Here is an 18156-nt window from a genome sequence, read left to right as displayed (position 1 = left end):
GACCCGGGAAGAAGCCGGTCCGGATGCAAACAGGGGCAGCAGCTAGCCTCTCAAGGAGACAAGGCATGAACCAAGAGGTCATGAATCTTTTCAATCCTCAGGTGCCTGCGCAGCATTTCGATTCCATCCGGATTTCGATTGCTTCGCCGGAAAAAATCCTGTCGTGGTCCTACGGCGAGATCAAGAAGCCGGAAACCATCAACTACCGTACGTTCAAGCCGGAACGCGACGGCCTTTTCTGCGCGCGTATCTTCGGACCAATCAAGGACTACGAGTGCCTGTGCGGCAAGTACAAGCGCATGAAGTACAAGGGCATCATCTGCGAAAAGTGCGGCGTCGAAGTGACGCTGTCGCGCGTTCGCCGTGAGCGCATGGGCCATATCGAGCTCGCAGCGCCGGTTGCCCACATCTGGTTCCTGAAGTCGCTTCCCTCGCGTATCTCGACCCTGCTCGACATGACGCTGAAGGATGTCGAACGCGTTCTCTATTTCGAGAACTACATCGTCACCGAGCCTGGCCTCACTTCGCTGAAGCAGAACCAGCTTCTGTCTGAAGAAGAGTACATGATCGCCGTCGACGAGTTCGGCGAAGACCAGTTCACCGCAATGATCGGCGCTGAAGCCATCTACGAGATGCTGGCTTCGATGAACCTCGAAAAGATCGCCGGCGACCTGCGTGCCGAACTTGCTGAGACCACGTCTGATCTCAAGCAGAAGAAGCTGATGAAGCGCCTGAAGATCGTCGAGAACTTCATGGAGTCGGGCAACCGTCCGGAATGGATGATCATGAAGGTCGTTCCGGTCATTCCGCCGGACCTGCGCCCGCTGGTTCCGCTGGATGGCGGCCGTTTTGCGACGTCCGACCTCAACGATCTCTATCGCCGCGTCATCAACCGTAACAACCGTCTGAAGCGCCTGATCGAGCTTCGTGCGCCTGGCATCATCATCCGCAACGAAAAGCGTATGTTGCAGGAATCCGTTGATGCGCTGTTCGACAACGGCCGTCGCGGCCGCGTCATCACGGGTGCCAACAAGCGCCCGCTGAAGTCGCTCTCCGACATGCTCAAGGGCAAGCAGGGCCGCTTCCGCCAGAACCTTCTCGGCAAGCGCGTCGACTATTCCGGTCGTTCGGTCATCGTGACCGGTCCGGAACTGAAGCTGCACCAGTGCGGCCTGCCGAAGAAGATGGCGCTAGAACTGTTCAAGCCGTTCATCTACGCCCGTCTCGACGCCAAGGGTTACTCCTCGACCGTCAAGCAGGCCAAGAAGCTGGTTGAAAAGGAAAAGCCGGAAGTCTGGGATATCCTCGACGAGGTTATCCGCGAGCACCCGGTGCTTCTGAACCGCGCACCGACGCTGCACCGTCTGGGTATCCAGGCTTTCGAACCGATGCTGGTCGAAGGCAAGGCCATCCAGCTGCACCCGCTCGTCTGCACGGCCTTCAACGCCGACTTCGACGGTGACCAGATGGCTGTTCACGTGCCGCTTTCGCTGGAAGCCCAGCTGGAAGCCCGCGTGCTGATGATGTCGACCAACAACATCCTGCATCCGGCGAACGGTCACCCGATCATCGTTCCGTCGCAGGACATGGTTCTCGGCCTCTATTACCTGTCGATCATGAACCAGAACGAGCCGGGCGAAGGCATGGCTTTCTCCGACATCGGTGAGCTGCATCACGCGCTTGAAAACAAGGTCGTGACGCTGCATGCCAAGATTCGTGGCCGCTTCAAGACCGTGGACGCCGATGGCAAGCCGGTTTCGAAGATCCATGAAACGACCCCTGGCCGTATGCTGATTGGCGAACTTCTGCCGAAGAACGTCAACGTGCCTTTCGACGTCTGCAACCAGGAAATGACCAAGAAGAACATCTCCAAGATGATCGACACGGTCTACCGTCATTGCGGCCAGAAAGACACGGTCATCTTCTGCGACCGCATCATGCAGCTCGGCTTCAGCCACGCCTGCCGCGCCGGCATTTCGTTCGGCAAGGACGACATGGTCATTCCGGACAGCAAGGTGAAGATCGTTGGCGACACCGAAGCCTTGGTGAAGGAATACGAACAGCAGTATAATGATGGTCTCATCACCCAGGGCGAAAAGTACAACAAGGTTGTCGACGCCTGGGGCAAGGCAACCGAGAAGGTCGCCGAAGAAATGATGGCGCGCATCAAGGCTGTCGAGTTCGATCCGGAAACGGGCCGCCAGAAGCCGATGAACTCCATCTACATGATGTCCCACTCGGGCGCGCGTGGTTCTCCGAACCAGATGCGTCAGCTGGGCGGCATGCGCGGCCTGATGGCCAAGCCCTCGGGTGAAATCATCGAGACGCCGATCATCTCGAACTTCAAGGAAGGCCTGACCGTTAACGAGTACTTCAACTCGACCCACGGTGCCCGTAAGGGTCTGGCAGACACCGCCTTGAAGACGGCGAACTCGGGTTACCTTACCCGTCGTCTGGTTGACGTCGCGCAGGATTGCATCGTCGTTTCCACCGATTGCGGCACCGACAAGGGCCTCACCATGACCGCCATCGTCGATGCCGGTCAGGTCGTTGCCTCGCTCGGCGCGCGTATCCTCGGCCGTACGGCTCTTGATGATATCGATCATCCAGTCTCCGGCGAGAACCTCGTCAAGGCTGGCACGCTCATCGATGAGGCCGATGTGGCCGTCATCGAAAAGGCGGGCATCCAGTCCGTGCGCATCCGCTCGGCTCTGACCTGCGAAGTGCAGGTTGGCGTTTGCGGCGTCTGCTACGGTCGTGACCTTGCACGCGGTACGCCTGTCAACATGGGCGAAGCCGTTGGCGTTATCGCCGCACAGTCGATCGGTGAACCAGGCACGCAGCTCACCATGCGTACCTTCCACCTTGGCGGTACGGCGAACGTGGTCGACCAGTCGTTCCTTGAAGCCTCTTACGAGGGCACGATTGCGATCAAGAACCGTAACATCCTGCGCAACTCGGAAGGCACTCTCATCGCGATGGGCCGTAACATGGCCGTCACCATTCTCGATGAGCGCGGTGCGGAACGTTCGTCGCAGCGCGTCGCTTACGGCTCGAAGATCTTCGTGGATGATGGCGACAAGGTAAAGCGTGGCCAGCGTCTGGCAGAGTGGGACCCCTACACCCGTCCGATGATGACGGAAGTGGAAGGCACCGTTCACTTCGAGGACCTCGTCGACGGTCTTTCCGTTCTGGAAGCCACCGACGAATCCACCGGCATCACCAAGCGTCAGGTCATTGACTGGCGTTCGACGCCGCGCGGTTCGGACCTCAAGCCCGCGATCGTCATCAAGGACGCTTCCGGCGCTGTTGCGAAGCTTGCCCGTGGTGGCGAAGCCCGCTTCCAGCTGTCCGTGGACGCCATCCTGTCGGTCGAGCCGGGTTCGAAGGTCTCCCAGGGTGACGTGCTTGCACGTTCGCCGCTGGAAAGCGCCAAGACGAAGGACATCACCGGTGGTCTGCCGCGCGTTGCCGAACTGTTCGAAGCACGTCGTCCGAAGGATCACGCCGTCATCGCCGAGATCGACGGTACGATCCGCCTGGGTCGCGACTACAAGAACAAGCGTCGCGTGATGATCGAGCCTGCGGAAGACGGCGTCGAGCCGGTCGAATACCTGATCCCGAAGGGCAAGCCCTTCCATCTTCAGGAAGGCGACTACATCGAGAAGGGCGAATACATTCTCGACGGCAACCCGGCACCGCACGACATTCTGGCGATCAAGGGCGTGGAGGCTCTGGCTTCCTACCTCGTGAACGAAATCCAGGAAGTCTACCGACTGCAGGGCGTTGTGATCAACGACAAGCACATCGAGGTGATCGTTCGCCAGATGCTGCAGAAGGTTGAGATCACCGATGCCGGCGACAGCCAGTACATCGTCGGCGACAACGTCGACCGTATCGAGCTGGATGACATGAACGACCGCCTGATCGAGGAGGGCAAGAAGCCGGCTTACGGCGATCCTGTTCTGCTCGGCATCACCAAGGCTTCGCTGCAGACGCCGTCCTTCATTTCGGCCGCATCCTTCCAGGAAACCACCAAGGTTCTCACGGAAGCTGCGATTGCCGGCAAGACGGATACGCTGCAGGGCCTCAAGGAAAACGTCATCGTCGGCCGTCTCATCCCGGCCGGTACTGGCGGCACCATGACGCAGATCCGCCGCATCGCTACCTCGCGCGACGACCTCATTCTCGAGGAACGCCGCAAGGGTACGGGTGCAGGTTCTGCAAACCAGATGCTGCAGGACATGACGGATCAGGTTCCGGCCGCCGAATAAGGCGAACGAAGCCGAAAGGGCAGGGGCTTTACGAAGCCCCGCCACGGTTCATAAAAACGCCCGGAGCAATCCGGGCGTTTTTTCGTTTCGGCGGGTCACTGCTGCGGATGCGGGGGCTGGCTGATATTCAGATCGGCGTGGCCGAGGGGTTCAAGCCGTGCGGCAGGTTCAGCCCTGCTCGCCGATGTTGTAACGCGTCAGAACGGAAAGCCGGCGGACGAGATCGGTCTGGCCGGTGCTGCCGGTCTTCGCATAGATCGACTTGGCGTTACTGCGGACCGTCTCGTGGGAAATCTGCAATTGCTTCGCCACCGAGGGAAGCGAAAGCCCCTTCATGATTTCCAGAGCAACGCGGGCTTCGGCCCTGGTGAGGTCATAAAGCCCTTTCAGGAGCAAGGTCGCGTCCGCGACGGCGCCTACGGGTTGCGATATCAGAACGATGGCGCTGCCGTTCGGGGAGAGGTCCAGTGCATCCTTGCGCAGCGGGATGACGTGAAGGATGCAGGCCCGCTCCTCGCTGGTCGGCATGGGGAAAGAGCTGACGCCACGCCCGGCCAGCGCCTTGTAGAGCAGCCGGTTTACTCTTTCGTCGGAAATGGAGATCCTGTCGCGGGCGCGGGTGGATATGCACTTCTGGAGCGTCTGAAACAGGCCGTTGGCGGAAAGGACACGCCCGCTTGCCTGCAGCACCGCCGCCGGCGCGCCAATGGCATTGAGACCGAGTGTCATCGCATCGGCCCTCTGGCGCTGCAGCCGGGTTGCAAGTGTGAGGCTGCGGGCTATATGCGGCCTCAGCCTGCCGAGCGCGGCCATCGTCTCCGGGCCGATGACGCCGCTGTCGAGCTTGCGTTCGAAAAGCACCGTCATTTCCGGATGGTCAGGTGGAGCGACCTGGGTTGCCGCCCCATATCCCAATCCACGTGGCATCAGGAAGTCGCGCACGATCGGTAGCCCGGCCCATTCATCATGGGTGAAGACATCGAAATCATGCACGAAGGAAAACTGTCCCTCGCGAACCGCGCGGGTGAGGCGGTCATTGCGGTGGTTCCAGCCGCCCTCCATGAAGGCCTGCATCAATTCCTGGAAATTGGGCGTGAAAAGCCAGGCTTCTTCCTCACCCTTGCCCCAGGTGAGGGCACCGCCCCAGAAATCCAGCCGTTGACCGATTGTGGCGATGACCTTCGCCCAGCGGTCGGGAAAAAGCGCGGCCTCGTAAATGTCATCAATAATGTCTGCCGAAGATATATTGTCCAACCCGCCACCGGAATTTCATGTCGGGGTTATTTAAGCTAATATCTTCATGATGTTCAATGGGAAACGAAGTAATACTAACGAGTTTGAAGTATATAATCTATAAGTGACTTAATATATTGATCAGTCTGCCAAAGGGATCGCGCAGGAACAGGCGGCGCACGCCCCATGTTTCGATGGCCGGTCCGTATTCGACCGGCAGCCCGGCTTTAACTATGCGGGCGTAAACCTCGTCGAAATTGTCGACCTCGATGGAGATGTCGGGGACCGCCGTTCCGGAGCCGCCTTCGCGGGCAAAGCTGATCTGGGCAGGTGTTTCAACCGGGCTTGCATAGGTCACGATCCAGCCGTGATCCATGGCGATGGTCATGCCGAGAATATCGCCATAAAAGACACCCGCCCGTTCAAGGTCGGGTGTCGCGATATTGGTGACGATGCGTCTCACCGTCATGGCTGTGCCTCAGGCGAAGCGGATGATCGCCACTTCGCCTTCCAGTGCGCCCTGATAGGCGGAAGCGTGCGGCTCTTCATCCGGGATTTCGGTCAGCATGCCGATCTGGTCGAGGTCGGCCTCGATGAAGCCTTCCTCGGAAAGCGCGTTCAGTGTTTCACGCACGGCGGTATCGTCGTCCGGCGCCCGAAGGATGACGTGGATGTCGATGCCCTCGGAGTTATCGGTCTCGTAAGCCTTGCCGATGACGATGAAGACCATCGGCTCGTCGCGTCCGTTGTCGTTGTCGGGGAGGGTGCTCATGACGCGGTTCCTTGATCTGTCGTTGCTATGTACGCGGGTCGACCGGAGCGGGCCTTGCGCGTGGCGGGCCAAGTCTGGCCGCTTGAGGGAATCAATAGACGGATTTTATGAAAAGCCAAAGGCCGGAGCGCAAAATCGCTGTTGCCGATGGTGACTTCTGTTAGAAGGAGGGGGAAATGGCCCGCCTGCGGGCTTTGTGGCCGCGGGCGCGGGCGCAAAATGCGGATTCGGCCTTGACGAAAGCTGGCTAAAACAGTAGTACGCCCGCCATCGGAGCCTCTGTGGGTGCTGGCCGTTCGGAAACCTTTTTTCCGAACATCAATTCAAACAAGACTCCATTGCACGTAGAAGACACGAATGTTGCATGCAAGACGCCTCGTTGAGGTGTCCTCTGCTCTTGGTGGTCCATCCGTGAAAACGGATCGGGCCACGTTTTGCGCATGAGGATATATACGTGCGTCGTCGCCGGCAACGGCATAGCCGCCACCCGTTCGGGTGGCTAAAGTAGTTTTTGCAAGGGATGGTTATATGCCTACCGTAAACCAGCTGATCCGCAAGCCTCGCCAGGCACAGGTAAAGCGCAACAAGGTTCCTGCTCTTCAGGAAAACCCGCAGAAGCGTGGTGTTTGCACCCGCGTTTACACGACGACCCCGAAGAAGCCGAACTCGGCTCTGCGTAAGGTTGCCAAGATCCGCCTCACCAACGGCTTCGAAGTCATCGGTTACATTCCGGGCGAAGGTCACAACCTTCAGGAACACTCCGTGGTCATGATCCGCGGCGGCCGCGTAAAGGACTTGCCGGGCGTGCGTTACCACATCATCCGCGGTGTTCTCGATACCCAGGGCGTCAAGAACCGCAAGCAGCGCCGCTCCAAGTACGGTGCGAAGCGTCCGAAGTAATTCGGGTTTAAACAAATTCCGGCGCTGCGCGAGGTTCTCCGCGTGGTAAAGCGTCAATAACATTGAGAGACAAAGAATATGTCCCGTCGCCATAGTGCAGAAAAGCGTGAGATCAACCCGGATCCGAAGTTCGGCGATCTGATCGTTACCAAGTTCATGAACGCCATCATGCTTCACGGCAAGAAGTCGGTCGCAGAAAGCATCGTTTACGGCGCGTTCGACGTCGTTCAGGGCAAGACGAAGCAGGAGCCGCTCGGCGTGTTCCACTCCGCCCTCGACAACGTTGCTCCGCATGTTGAAGTGCGTTCGCGCCGCGTTGGTGGTGCTACCTACCAGGTTCCGGTCGATGTTCGCCCCGAGCGCCGTCAGGCTCTGGCCATCCGCTGGCTGATCACCGCTGCGCGCAAGCGCAACGAAACGACCATGGTCGATCGCCTTTCCGGCGAACTCATGGACGCTGCGAACAACCGTGGTTCGGCTGTCAAGAAGCGCGAAGACACGCACAAGATGGCTGACGCCAACCGCGCATTCTCGCATTACCGCTGGTAATCTTAACCGGTCGCATATCGAAAGGCAGTCCATTATGGCTCGCGAATATAAAATCGAAGACTACCGCAATTTCGGTATCATGGCGCATATCGACGCCGGCAAGACGACGACCACCGAGCGTATCCTTTATTACACCGGTAAGTCGCACAAGATCGGTGAAGTTCACGATGGCGCAGCCACGATGGACTGGATGGAGCAGGAGCAGGAGCGTGGTATCACCATCACGTCTGCTGCCACCACGACCTTCTGGAAGGGCCGTGACGGCAAGATGCGCCGTTTCAACATCATCGACACCCCCGGCCACGTTGACTTCACCATTGAAGTCGAGCGTTCGCTGCGCGTTCTCGACGGCGCCATCGCGCTGCTCGACGCCAACGCCGGTGTGGAGCCGCAGACGGAAACCGTCTGGCGCCAGGCTGAGAAGTATCATGTTCCGCGCATGATCTTCTGCAACAAGATGGACAAGACCGGTGCTGACTTCTACCGCTCGGTAGAAATGATCAAGACCCGTCTCGGCGCCATTGCCGTCGTCATGCAGCTGCCGATCGGCGCTGAGACCGAGTTCAAGGGCGTTATCGATCTGATCGAGATGAACGCACTCATCTGGCGCGACGAATCGCTCGGCGCTCAGTGGGACGTCGTCGAAATTCCTGATGACATGAAGGCCAAGGCTGACGAATATCGCGAAAAGCTGATCGAGACCGTTGTCGAGATCGACGAAGAAGCGATGGAAAACTACCTGAACGGCATCATGCCTGACAACGAGCAGATCCGTGCACTGGTTCGCCGCGGCACCATCGACGTGAAGTTCCACCCGATGTTCTGCGGTACCGCGTTCAAGAACAAGGGCGTTCAGCCGCTTCTCGACGCCGTCGTCGACTATCTGCCTTCGCCGCTGGACATTCCGGCGATCAAGGGCATCGACTTCAAGACCGAAGCCGAGATCGAGCGTCATGCCGACGACAGCGAGCCGCTTTCCATGCTCGCGTTCAAGATCATGAACGACCCCTTCGTCGGTTCGCTGACGTTTGCGCGTATCTATTCGGGCAAGCTCGAAAAGGGTACGTCTGTCATCAACACGGTTAAGGACAAGCGTGAGCGCGTCGGCCGTATGCTGCAGATGCACTCCAACTCGCGCGAAGACATCGAAGAAGCCTTTGCCGGCGACATCGTTGCTCTGGCTGGCCTCAAGGAAACCACCACTGGCGATACGCTCTGCGATCCGCTGAAGCCGGTTATCCTCGAGCGCATGGAATTCCCCGAGCCGGTCATCCAGATCGCGATCGAGCCGAAGACCAAGGGCGACCAGGAAAAGATGGGCCTCGCGCTCAACCGTCTGGCTGCTGAGGATCCTTCGTTCCGCGTCAAGACCGACGAAGAGTCCGGTCAGACGATCATCGCGGGCATGGGCGAACTTCACCTCGACATTCTCGTTGACCGTATGCGTCGCGAGTTCAAGGTTGAAGCCACCGTCGGCGCGCCGCAGGTTGCCTATCGCGAAACGATCACGCGTCAGCACGAAGAAGACTACACGCACAAGAAGCAGTCCGGTGGTACCGGTCAGTTCGCTCGCGTCAAGATCATCTTCGAACCGAACCCTGAAGGCGAAGACTTCAAGTTCGAATCCAAGATCGTCGGTGGTGCTGTTCCGAAGGAATACATCCCGGGCGTTCAGAAGGGTATCGAAAGCGTTCTGTCTTCCGGTCCGCTGGCTGGCTTCCCGATGCTCGGCGTCAAGGCGACGCTGATCGACGGTGCATTCCACGACGTCGACTCGTCGGTTCTCGCCTTCGAAATCGCATCGCGTGCCTGCTTCCGTGAAGCAGCCAAGAAGGCTGGTGCACAGCTTCTCGAGCCGATGATGAAGGTCGAAGTCGTAACGCCGGAAGACTATGTCGGCGACGTTATCGGCGACCTGAACTCCCGTCGTGGTCAGATCCAGGGCCAGGAAAGCCGTGGTATCACCATCGTCATCAACGCGCATGTTCCGCTCGCGAACATGTTCAAGTACGTCGACAACCTGCGCTCCATGAGCCAAGGCCGCGCTCAGTACTCGATGACGTTCGACCACTACTCGCCGGTTCCGTCGAACGTGGCGCAGGAAATCCAGGCAAAGTACTCCGGTCAGAAGTGATCGGGGTACGCCCCACCAGATTTGAAGATTATTCCCGTCAAGGGACAAGAATGGAGAGCCACTAATGGCAAAGAGCAAGTTTGAGCGCAATAAGCCGCACGTCAACATTGGCACGATCGGTCACGTTGACCATGGCAAGACGTCGCTGACGGCCGCGATCACGAAGTTCTTCGGCGAATTCAAGGCGTATGACCAGATCGACGCCGCGCCTGAAGAAAAGGCCCGTGGTATCACGATTTCGACGGCACACGTTGAATATGAGACGCCTGCCCGTCACTACGCGCACGTCGACTGCCCCGGCCACGCCGACTACGTGAAGAACATGATCACCGGTGCTGCGCAGATGGACGGCGCGATCCTGGTTTGCTCGGCTGCCGACGGCCCGATGCCGCAGACCCGCGAGCACATCCTGCTTGCCCGTCAGGTTGGCGTTCCGGCAATCGTCGTGTTCCTCAACAAGGTCGACCAGGTTGACGACGCCGAGCTTCTCGAGCTCGTCGAGCTTGAAGTTCGCGAACTTCTGTCGTCCTACGACTTCCCGGGCGACGATATCCCGATCATCAAGGGTTCGGCACTTGCTGCTCTTGAAGATTCCGACAAGAAGATCGGTGAAGACGCGATCCGCGAGCTGATGGCCGCTGTTGACGCCTACATCCCGACGCCTGAGCGTCCGATCGACCAGCCGTTCCTGATGCCGATCGAAGACGTGTTCTCGATCTCCGGCCGTGGTACGGTTGTGACGGGTCGCGTTGAGCGCGGTATCGTCAAGGTTGGTGAAGAAGTCGAGATCGTCGGCATTCGTCCGACCTCGAAGACGACGGTTACCGGCGTTGAAATGTTCCGCAAGCTGCTCGATCAGGGCCAGGCTGGCGACAACATCGGTGCTCTCGTTCGCGGCGTTACCCGTGACGGCGTTGAGCGTGGCCAGATCCTGTGCAAGCCGGGTTCGGTCAAGCCGCACAAGAAGTTCATGGCAGAAGCCTACATCCTGACGAAGGAAGAAGGCGGCCGTCATACGCCGTTCTTCACGAACTACCGCCCGCAGTTCTACTTCCGCACGACGGACGTGACTGGCATCGTTTCGCTGCCGGAAGGCACGGAAATGGTTATGCCTGGCGACAACGTCACGGTTGAAGTCGAGCTGATCGTTCCGATCGCGATGGAAGAAAAGCTGCGCTTCGCTATCCGCGAAGGCGGCCGTACCGTCGGCGCCGGCATCGTTGCTTCGATCGTCGAGTAATTTCGACTTTTAAAATTCGCTCCGACGGCGGTGTCACAAACACCGCCGTCGGGCTTTTAATAAAAAGCCTGGCGGCGTTGCATTTTTAGTGCTTGAAAAATTCGGTGAAAGCGCGTAAACGCGCACTCACACTCACCGCTGGATTCGCAAGCATTTGCGAAACGCGGTGTTTTAGCAATACAGACTACTGAAATGATTGGGGTGCGAGGCGCATCCCTCTCGATTTTTGAAAATCTGCGGCGCCACGATCAATAGAAGTTCATGTGTTTCCGCGTGCGGAAACGAATAACAAAGAACAAGGACAAGACGAATGACCGGCCAGAATATCCGTATCCGCCTCAAGGCGTTCGATCACCGGATCCTCGATGCCTCTACCCGTGAAATCGTGTCGACCGCAAAGCGCACCGGCGCCAGCGTTCGCGGCCCGGTTCCACTCCCCACCCGCATCGAAAAGTTTACCGTCAACCGCTCTCCTCACGTTGACAAGAAAAGCCGTGAACAGTTCGAAATGCGGACGCACAAGCGTCTTCTTGATATCGTTGACCCCACCCCGCAGACTGTCGATGCTCTTATGAAGCTCGACCTCGCTGCTGGCGTTGACGTGGAAATCAAGCTCTAAGACCCGGCCCGATCCATCCAAGGTGAGGGCTGAAATAACAAGGAAGGTACGTGGAGCAATCCAACGACTTCCAAACCGGAGACCGGAAACATCGTGAGATGTCGAAGGGCACTCCTTAACAAAGGCCAGAGAGGGTTTTCCCTTCAAGGCTCGCAAGAGGATGAACCAATGCGTTCAGGTGTGATTGCACAGAAAGTGGGTATGACACGCGTCTATAACGACGCAGGTGAACATATCCCCGTAACAGTATTGCGACTGGATAACGTACAAGTCGTTGCCCAGCGCACGGAAGACAAGAATGGCTACACCGCAGTTCAGCTCGGTGCCGGCCAGTCCAAGGTCAAGAACACGACGAAGGCGCTTCGCGGTCATTTTGCCGCTGCCAATGTCGAACCGAAAGCCAAGCTCGTCGAGTTCCGGGTTTCCCCCGAGAACCTGATCGACATCGGTGCAACACTGACCGCAACTCATTTTCAGAACGGCCAGCTGGTGGACGTCACTGGAACCACAATCGGTAAAGGTTTTGCCGGTGCTATGAAGCGTCACAACTTCGGTGGTGGCCGCGCTTCGCACGGTAACTCCGTATCGCACCGTGCACACGGTTCGACCGGTAACAACCAGGATCCGGGCCGCGTCTGGAAGGGCAAGCGCATGGCTGGTCATATGGGCCAGACACGCGTTACGACCCAGAACCTCGAAGTCGTTTCGACTGACGAAGACCGTGGCCTCATCCTCGTGAAGGGTGCAGTTCCCGGTTCGAAGGGTTCCTGGATCATCGTCCGCGACGCCGTCAAGTCGGCTGCGAAGTAAGGGAGCCTTATCATGGAATTGAACGTCAAGACCCTCGAGGGAAAAGACGCCGGCAAGGTTTCTCTGTCGGATGAGATCTTTGGCCTCGACCCCCGCCAGGACATTCTGGCCCGCATGGTTCGCTGGCAGCTTGCTAAGAAGCAGCAGGGAACCCACAAGACCAAGAACCGGTCGGAAGTTTCCCGCACCGGTGCCAAGATGTACAAGCAGAAGGGTACGGGCCGCGCTCGTCATCATTCGGCTCGCGCACCGCAGTTCCGCGGCGGCGGCAAGGCCCACGGCCCGGTCGTTCGCAGCCACGCCCATGACCTTCCCAAGAAGGTTCGTGCGCTCGCTCTGCGTCACGCCCTGTCTGCAAAGCTGAAGGCTGAAGAACTGATCATCGTTGATCAGCTCGTTGCATCTGAAGCAAAGACCAAGGCTCTGCTGGGCAGCTTCGCTTCGCTTGGCCTGACCAACGCTCTCGTTATCGGTGGCGCTGAACTTGATGGCAACTTCAAGCTCGCAGCCCAGAACATCCCGAATGTGGACGTTCTGCCGGTACAGGGCATCAATGTTTACGACATCCTGCGCCGTGGCAAGCTGGTGCTTTCCAAGGCTGCTGTAGAGGCTCTGGAGGAGCGGTTCAAATGACGGATCTTCGCCACTACGATGTGATCGTATCTCCTTCGATCACGGAAAAGTCGACGCTGGTCTCCGAACAGAACCAGGTCGTATTCAACGTCGCCAAAAGCGCTTCCAAGCCTGAAATCAAGGCTGCCGTGGAAGCTCTCTTCGGCGTCAAAGTCACGGCTGTGAACACGCTTATCCGCAAGGGTAAGACCCGTCGTTTCCGTGGGTTCGCCGGTAAGCTGAAAGACGTCAAGAAAGCCGTCGTTACGCTCGCCGAAGGTCAATCCATCGACGTGTCCACCGGACTCTAAAGGTTAGGCCCAAGCGGGCAAAGACCCAAAAGGGAACAATAAAATGGCATTGAAAAGTTTCAATCCGACCACGCCAAGCCAGCGCCAGCTGGTTATCGTGGACCGCGCTTCGCTCTACAAGGGCAAGCCGGTAAAGGCTCTGACCCAGGGCCTCAGCTCCAAGGGTGGCCGCAATAACCAGGGCCGGATCACCGTCCGGTTCCAGGGTGGCGGTCACAAGCGGACCTACCGTCTGGTGGATTTCAAGCGTCGCAAGTTCGACGTTGAAGGCACCGTTGAACGTTTGGAATACGACCCCAACCGCACCGCGTTCATCGCGCTGGTTACGTATACCGACGGCGAACAGGCTTACATTCTCGCGCCACAGCGTCTCGCTGCTGGTGACAAGGTGATCGCCTCCGACAAGGCAGTGGACGTGAAGCCCGGCAACACCATGCCGCTTCAGTACATTCCGGTCGGTTCGATCATCCACAACGTCGAGATGAAGCCGGGTAAAGGCGGTCAGATCGCCCGCTCCGCCGGTACGTATGTCCAGCTCGTCGGCCGCGATGCCGGTATGGCCATCCTGCGTCTCAACTCGGGCGAACAGCGTCTGGTGCATGGCTCGTGCCTCGCATCAATCGGTGCTGTTTCGAACTCGGATCACGGCAACATCAACGACGGCAAGGCTGGTCGTTCGCGTTGGCGTGGCAAGCGTCCGCACGTTCGCGGCGTCGTCATGAACCCGGTCGACCACCCGCACGGTGGTGGTGAAGGTCGCACATCGGGTGGTCGTCACCCGGTTACTCCGTGGGGCAAGCCCACGAAGGGCAAGCGCACCCGTTCGAACAAGTCGACCGACAAGTTCATCATGCGCTCGCGCCATCAGCGTAAGAAGTAAGAGAGGTAGTCACTAATGGCTCGTTCAGTATGGAAAGGTCCGTTTGTTGACGGCTATCTTCTCACCAAGGCTGAGAAGGTGCGCGAGAGCGGACGTAATGAAGTAATCAAGATCTGGAGCCGTCGCTCCACGATCCTGCCGCAGTTCGTCGGTCTGACCTTCGGCGTTTATAACGGCAGCAAGCATGTGCCCGTCTCGGTCAACGAAGACATGGTCGGACACAAGTTCGGTGAATTCTCTCCGACCCGTACCTATTACGGTCACGGCGCGGACAAGAAGGCAAAGAGGAAGTAATCATGGCGAAGGCTAAGACCGAACGCCGGCTGAAGGACAATGAGGCTCAGGCCATTGCCCGTACGCTCCGCGTCAGCCCCCAGAAACTGAACCTGGTTGCCGCTCTTATCCGTGGCAAGAAGGTTGATCGCGCTCTCGCCGAGCTCGAATTCTCCCGCAAGCGCATTGCAGGCACCGTCAAGAAGACGCTGGAATCTGCAATTGCCAATGCGGAAAACAACCATGACCTCGACGTCGACGCTCTCGTCGTCGCCGAGGCCTATGTTGGCAAGTCCATCACCATGAAGCGTTTCCACGCTCGTGGCCGTGGTCGTGCGTCCCGCATTGAAAAGCCGTTCGCTCATCTCACGATCGTTGTTCGTGAAGTTGAGGAAAAAGGGGAGGCCGCATAATGGGTCAGAAAATCAATCCAATCGGCTTCCGCCTCGGCATCAACCGTACCTGGGATAGCCGCTGGTACGCTGACACCGCGGAATACGGCAAGCTGCTGCATGAAGACCTGAAGATCCGGGCATACCTGATCAAGGAACTCAAGCAGGCCGGTATCGCCAAGGTGGTCATCGAGCGTCCGCACAAGAAGTGCCGCGTTACGATCCACTCGGCTCGTCCGGGTCTCATCATCGGCAAGAAGGGCGCGGACATCGAGAAGCTTCGCAAGAAGCTTTCCGAGATGACCAACTCCGAAACGCACCTCAACATCGTTGAAGTGCGCAAGCCGGAAATCGACGCAACTCTCGTTGCCCAGTCGATCGCCCAGCAGCTCGAGCGTCGCGTGGCTTTCCGCCGCGCAATGAAGCGCTCGGTTCAGTCTGCCATGCGTCTTGGCGCCGAAGGCATCAAGATCACCTGCGGCGGCCGTCTCGGCGGTGCTGAAATCGCTCGTACCGAATGGTACCGCGAAGGTCGCGTTCCGCTGCACACGCTGCGTGCGGACATCGACTACGGCACAGCTGAAGCTGAAACCGCATTCGGCATCTGCGGCATCAAGGTCTGGATCTTCAAGGGCGAAATCCTTGAGCACGATCCGATGGCTTCTGAGCGTCGCGGTCTCGAAGGCGATGCGCAGGGCCCTGCAAGCCGTGAGCGTGGCGATCGTCCCGATCGTCGTCGCGAAAACGCTTGATTGACGCTGGCGAAAGATAAGCTCGGAGAAGTAAGAAAATGTTGCAGCCAAAGCGTACTAAGTACCGTAAGCAGTTCAAGGGACGCATCAAGGGCGTCGCCAAGGGCGGCTTTGACCTGGCATTCGGTGAATTCGGCTTGAAGTCGCAGGAACCGAACCGCGTGAATGCACGCGAGATCGAAGCGGCCCGCCGCGCGATCACGCGTTACATGAAGCGCGCAGGTCGTGTGTGGATCCGCGTATTCCCCGACGTTCCGGTAACGGCTAAGCCGACCGAAGTTCGTATGGGTAAGGGCAAGGGTTCGGTCGAATACTGGGCATGCAAGGTCAAGCCCGGTCGTATGATGTTCGAGATCGACGGTGTTACCGAGGAGATCGCCCGTGAGGCGCTTCGTCTCGGCGCTGCCAAGCTCTCGGTCAAGACGCGCTTCGTACAGCGCATCGCAGAGTAAGGAGCAAGGCACATGAAAGCCGATGAAGTTCGCGGCCTCAGCGCCGACCAGCTCAAGGACAAGCTCGCCGATCTGAAGAAGGAGCAGTTCAACCTGCGCTTCCAGAAGGCGACCGGCCAGCTGGAGAAGTCCTCGCGCATCAACGAAGTCCGCAAGGACATCGCCCGCGTTAAAACCATTGCCCGCCAGAAGGCGGCAGAAGCCAAGGCCTAAGGAAAAATAATATGCCGAAACGCATTCTGCAGGGCGTCGTAGTGTCCGACAAGAACGAGAAGACTGTCGTGGTCCGGGTTGAGCGTCGATTCGCTCACCCGCTCATGCAAAAGACCGTTCGTCGTTCGAAGAAGTACAAGGCGCACGACGAAAACAATCAATACAAGGTCGGCGATGTCGTTTCCATCGAGGAATGCGCACCGATCTCCAAGGACAAGCGCTGGACGGTCGTCGCCGCCCAGGCTTAATTTCATCAGAATCGCGCCAGGCATCTTGTACTTGGCGCGAATTCCTGTATGAAGCAGCGCAAGGACGCTCGTGAATCGAGCGTCTTTTGCTTTGATGCGCACGGAAGGTCCTTCGGGAAACCACCCTGTCACGACATTTCCGCGCAAAAAAAGAGATATTCATAAGCTGGAGCAGGGGGCTTGCTCGGGAGAGTTTGCCCAACCGTTCCGGTAACAACAAGAAGGCGACCTGACATGATTCAGATGCAAACAAACCTCGACGTGGCGGATAATTCCGGCGCACGTCGTGTCATGTGCATCAAGGTGCTGGGCGGCTCGAAGCGCAAATATGCTTCTGTTGGCGACATTATTGTCGTTTCCATCAAGGAAGCTATTCCGCGCGGCCGCGTCAAGAAGGGCGATGTGATGAAGGCGGTTGTCGTGCGCACCGCCAAGGACATCCGTCGCGCTGACGGCAGCGTCATCCGTTTCGATAATAACGCAGCCGTTCTTATCGACAACAAGAAAGAGCCCATCGGCACCCGTATCTTCGGACCGGTTCCGCGCGAACTTCGCGCCAAGAACCATATGAAGATCATCTCGCTGGCTCCGGAAGTACTGTAAGGAGCAATTGCGATGCAGAAAATTCGTAAAGGCGACAAGGTTGTCGTATTGACCGGTAAGGACAAGGGCCGTACCGGCGAAGTAATCCAGGTTTTGCCGAAGGAAGACCGGGCTGTTGTGCGTGGCGTAAACATGGTGAAGCGTCACCAGCGCCAGACCCAGGGCCAGGAAGCCGGCATCATCAACAAGGAAGCATCCTTGCACATCTCCAACATTGCCATCGCCGATAAGGATGGCAAGCCGACCCGCGTTGGCTTTTCTGTTGTAGAAGGCAAGAAGGTCCGCGTGGCCAAGCGTTCGGGAGAAGTGATCGATGGCTGACAAGTACGAGCCGCGTCTCAAGACGGAATACGTGTCGCGCATCCGCGGCGCCATGCAGGAGAAGTTCTCCTACGCCAACGTAATGATGATCCCGAAGCTTGAAAAGATCGTGATCAACATGGGTGTTGGTGAAGCGACTGCCGATTCCAAGAAGCCTACCATTGCTGCCGGTGACCTGGCTGCAATCGCCGGCCAGAAGCCGGTCGTTACCCGCGCTCGTAATTCGATCGCTGGTTTCAAGCTTCGCGAAGGCATGCCTATCGGTGCGAAGGTTACCCTTCGTGGCGCACGCATGTATGAATTCCTTGATCGTCTGATCAACATCGCGCTGCCGCGCGTTCGCGACTTCCGGGGTCTGAACCCCAAGAGCTTTGACGGCCGTGGCAACTTCGCCATGGGCATCAAGGAACACATTGTGTTCCCTGAGATCAACTACGATAAGGTTGATCAGATGTGGGGCATGGACATCATCGTTTGCACGACGGCGACGTCGGACGACGAAGCTCGGGCTCTGCTTACAGAGTTCAACTTCCCGTTCCGTCACTAACCGTAACGACGAGCGTAGAAA

The 18156-nt window shown here is 58.1% G+C and carries 22 protein-coding genes; 19 read left to right on the top strand and 3 right to left on the bottom strand.

Translation table 11 applies throughout. The features are described from left to right. Positions 1-65 precede the first annotated feature (65 nt). The gene (gene rpoC, locus AKG12_RS04155; RefSeq protein ID WP_046798161.1) at positions 66-4274 is read left to right on the top strand and encodes a DNA-directed RNA polymerase subunit beta'; all 4209 of its coding nucleotides are present in this window, start codon (positions 66-68) and stop codon (positions 4272-4274) included. A 168-nt stretch (positions 4275-4442) separates the two neighbouring features. Here rpoC and AKG12_RS04150 read toward each other — a convergent pair whose 3' ends face one another. From AKG12_RS04150 to AKG12_RS04140, 3 genes are all read right to left on the bottom strand, one after another. Then, positions 4443-5528 carry a helix-turn-helix transcriptional regulator gene (locus AKG12_RS04150; RefSeq protein ID WP_046798162.1) on the bottom strand — a complete coding sequence of 362 codons (1086 nt, stop codon included), beginning with the start codon at positions 5526-5528 and terminating at the stop codon, positions 4443-4445. Positions 5529-5625: 97 nt separating this feature from the next. Next, complete coding sequence (locus AKG12_RS04145) at positions 5626-5976, bottom strand: VOC family protein (protein ID WP_052817950.1); 351 nt, start codon at positions 5974-5976, stop codon at positions 5626-5628. 9 nt (positions 5977-5985) lie between these two features. Further along, on the bottom strand, positions 5986-6279 hold the full coding sequence (locus tag AKG12_RS04140) for a hypothetical protein (RefSeq protein ID WP_003523731.1): 294 nt from the start codon (positions 6277-6279) through the stop codon (positions 5986-5988). 528 nt (positions 6280-6807) lie between these two features. Here AKG12_RS04140 and rpsL point away from each other — a divergent pair. The 18 genes from rpsL (at position 6808) to rplE (ending at position 18135) form a co-directional block, all read left to right on the top strand. Beyond that, entirely contained in the window at positions 6808-7179 is a 372-nt protein-coding gene (gene rpsL / locus AKG12_RS04135) for a 30S ribosomal protein S12 (RefSeq protein ID WP_003507760.1), read from the top strand. A 78-nt stretch (positions 7180-7257) separates the two neighbouring features. Further along, positions 7258-7728 (top strand): 30S ribosomal protein S7, encoded by a 471-nt coding sequence (gene rpsG, locus AKG12_RS04130; RefSeq protein WP_046798164.1) that lies wholly within the window; start codon positions 7258-7260, stop codon positions 7726-7728. Between the two features lie 34 nt (positions 7729-7762). Then, positions 7763-9862, top strand: a complete 2100-nt coding sequence (gene fusA / locus AKG12_RS04125; RefSeq protein ID WP_052817949.1) for an elongation factor G — start codon at positions 7763-7765, stop codon at positions 9860-9862. Positions 9863-9926: 64 nt separating this feature from the next. Next, positions 9927-11102, top strand: coding sequence for an elongation factor Tu (gene tuf, locus AKG12_RS04120; protein ID WP_003507684.1), 1176 nt, complete (start codon positions 9927-9929; stop codon positions 11100-11102). A gap of 310 nt (positions 11103-11412) precedes the next feature. Beyond that, positions 11413-11721, top strand: coding sequence for a 30S ribosomal protein S10 (rpsJ, locus tag AKG12_RS04115; RefSeq protein WP_003495158.1), 309 nt, complete (start codon positions 11413-11415; stop codon positions 11719-11721). Positions 11722-11889: 168 nt separating this feature from the next. Continuing rightward, positions 11890-12531 (top strand): 50S ribosomal protein L3, encoded by a 642-nt coding sequence (rplC, locus tag AKG12_RS04110; RefSeq protein ID WP_046798167.1) that lies wholly within the window; start codon positions 11890-11892, stop codon positions 12529-12531. A gap of 12 nt (positions 12532-12543) precedes the next feature. After that, positions 12544-13164 carry a 50S ribosomal protein L4 gene (rplD, locus tag AKG12_RS04105; RefSeq protein ID WP_010971963.1) on the top strand — a complete coding sequence of 207 codons (621 nt, stop codon included), beginning with the start codon at positions 12544-12546 and terminating at the stop codon, positions 13162-13164. After that, positions 13161-13454, top strand: a complete 294-nt coding sequence (locus AKG12_RS04100) for a 50S ribosomal protein L23 (protein ID WP_003495178.1) — start codon at positions 13161-13163, stop codon at positions 13452-13454. Before rplD ends, AKG12_RS04100 begins: the two co-directional genes overlap by 4 nt. 43 nt (positions 13455-13497) lie before the next feature. Next, positions 13498-14334 (top strand): 50S ribosomal protein L2, encoded by an 837-nt coding sequence (gene rplB, locus AKG12_RS04095; RefSeq protein WP_003507771.1) that lies wholly within the window; start codon positions 13498-13500, stop codon positions 14332-14334. 15 nt (positions 14335-14349) lie between these two features. Continuing rightward, positions 14350-14628, top strand: a complete 279-nt coding sequence (gene rpsS, locus AKG12_RS04090; RefSeq protein WP_003507772.1) for a 30S ribosomal protein S19 — start codon at positions 14350-14352, stop codon at positions 14626-14628. 2 nt (positions 14629-14630) lie between these two features. Further along, positions 14631-15020 (top strand): 50S ribosomal protein L22, encoded by a 390-nt coding sequence (gene rplV / locus AKG12_RS04085; protein ID WP_006313972.1) that lies wholly within the window; start codon positions 14631-14633, stop codon positions 15018-15020. Next, entirely contained in the window at positions 15020-15751 is a 732-nt protein-coding gene (rpsC, locus tag AKG12_RS04080; RefSeq protein ID WP_003516138.1) for a 30S ribosomal protein S3, read from the top strand. Before rplV ends, rpsC begins: the two co-directional genes overlap by 1 nt. Before the next feature lie 38 nt (positions 15752-15789). Then, a complete protein-coding gene (gene rplP, locus AKG12_RS04075) occupies positions 15790-16203 on the top strand; it encodes a 50S ribosomal protein L16 (protein ID WP_006313973.1) in 414 nt (137 codons plus the stop codon). Positions 16204-16215: 12 nt separating this feature from the next. After that, positions 16216-16416, top strand: coding sequence for a 50S ribosomal protein L29 (rpmC, locus tag AKG12_RS04070; RefSeq protein ID WP_003495193.1), 201 nt, complete (start codon positions 16216-16218; stop codon positions 16414-16416). A gap of 11 nt (positions 16417-16427) precedes the next feature. After that, on the top strand, positions 16428-16664 hold the full coding sequence (gene rpsQ, locus AKG12_RS04065) for a 30S ribosomal protein S17 (RefSeq protein WP_006313974.1): 237 nt from the start codon (positions 16428-16430) through the stop codon (positions 16662-16664). A 234-nt stretch (positions 16665-16898) separates the two neighbouring features. Beyond that, the gene (gene rplN / locus AKG12_RS04060) at positions 16899-17267 is read left to right on the top strand and encodes a 50S ribosomal protein L14 (protein ID WP_003495199.1); all 369 of its coding nucleotides are present in this window, start codon (positions 16899-16901) and stop codon (positions 17265-17267) included. A 12-nt stretch (positions 17268-17279) separates the two neighbouring features. Beyond that, complete coding sequence (gene rplX, locus AKG12_RS04055) at positions 17280-17588, top strand: 50S ribosomal protein L24 (protein WP_046798168.1); 309 nt, start codon at positions 17280-17282, stop codon at positions 17586-17588. Then, positions 17581-18135 carry a 50S ribosomal protein L5 gene (rplE, locus tag AKG12_RS04050; protein WP_052817948.1) on the top strand — a complete coding sequence of 185 codons (555 nt, stop codon included), beginning with the start codon at positions 17581-17583 and terminating at the stop codon, positions 18133-18135. The genes rplX and rplE overlap by 8 nt, the downstream gene beginning before the upstream one ends. Positions 18136-18156: the final 21 nt, after the last annotated feature.

Origin of the sequence: Agrobacterium sp. SUL3 (genome assembly GCF_001263295.1) — a bacterium.
Classification (GTDB): Bacteria; Pseudomonadota; Alphaproteobacteria; order Rhizobiales; family Rhizobiaceae; genus Agrobacterium; species Agrobacterium tomkonis.
This window is presented reverse-complemented; position numbering and strand designations above follow the sequence as displayed.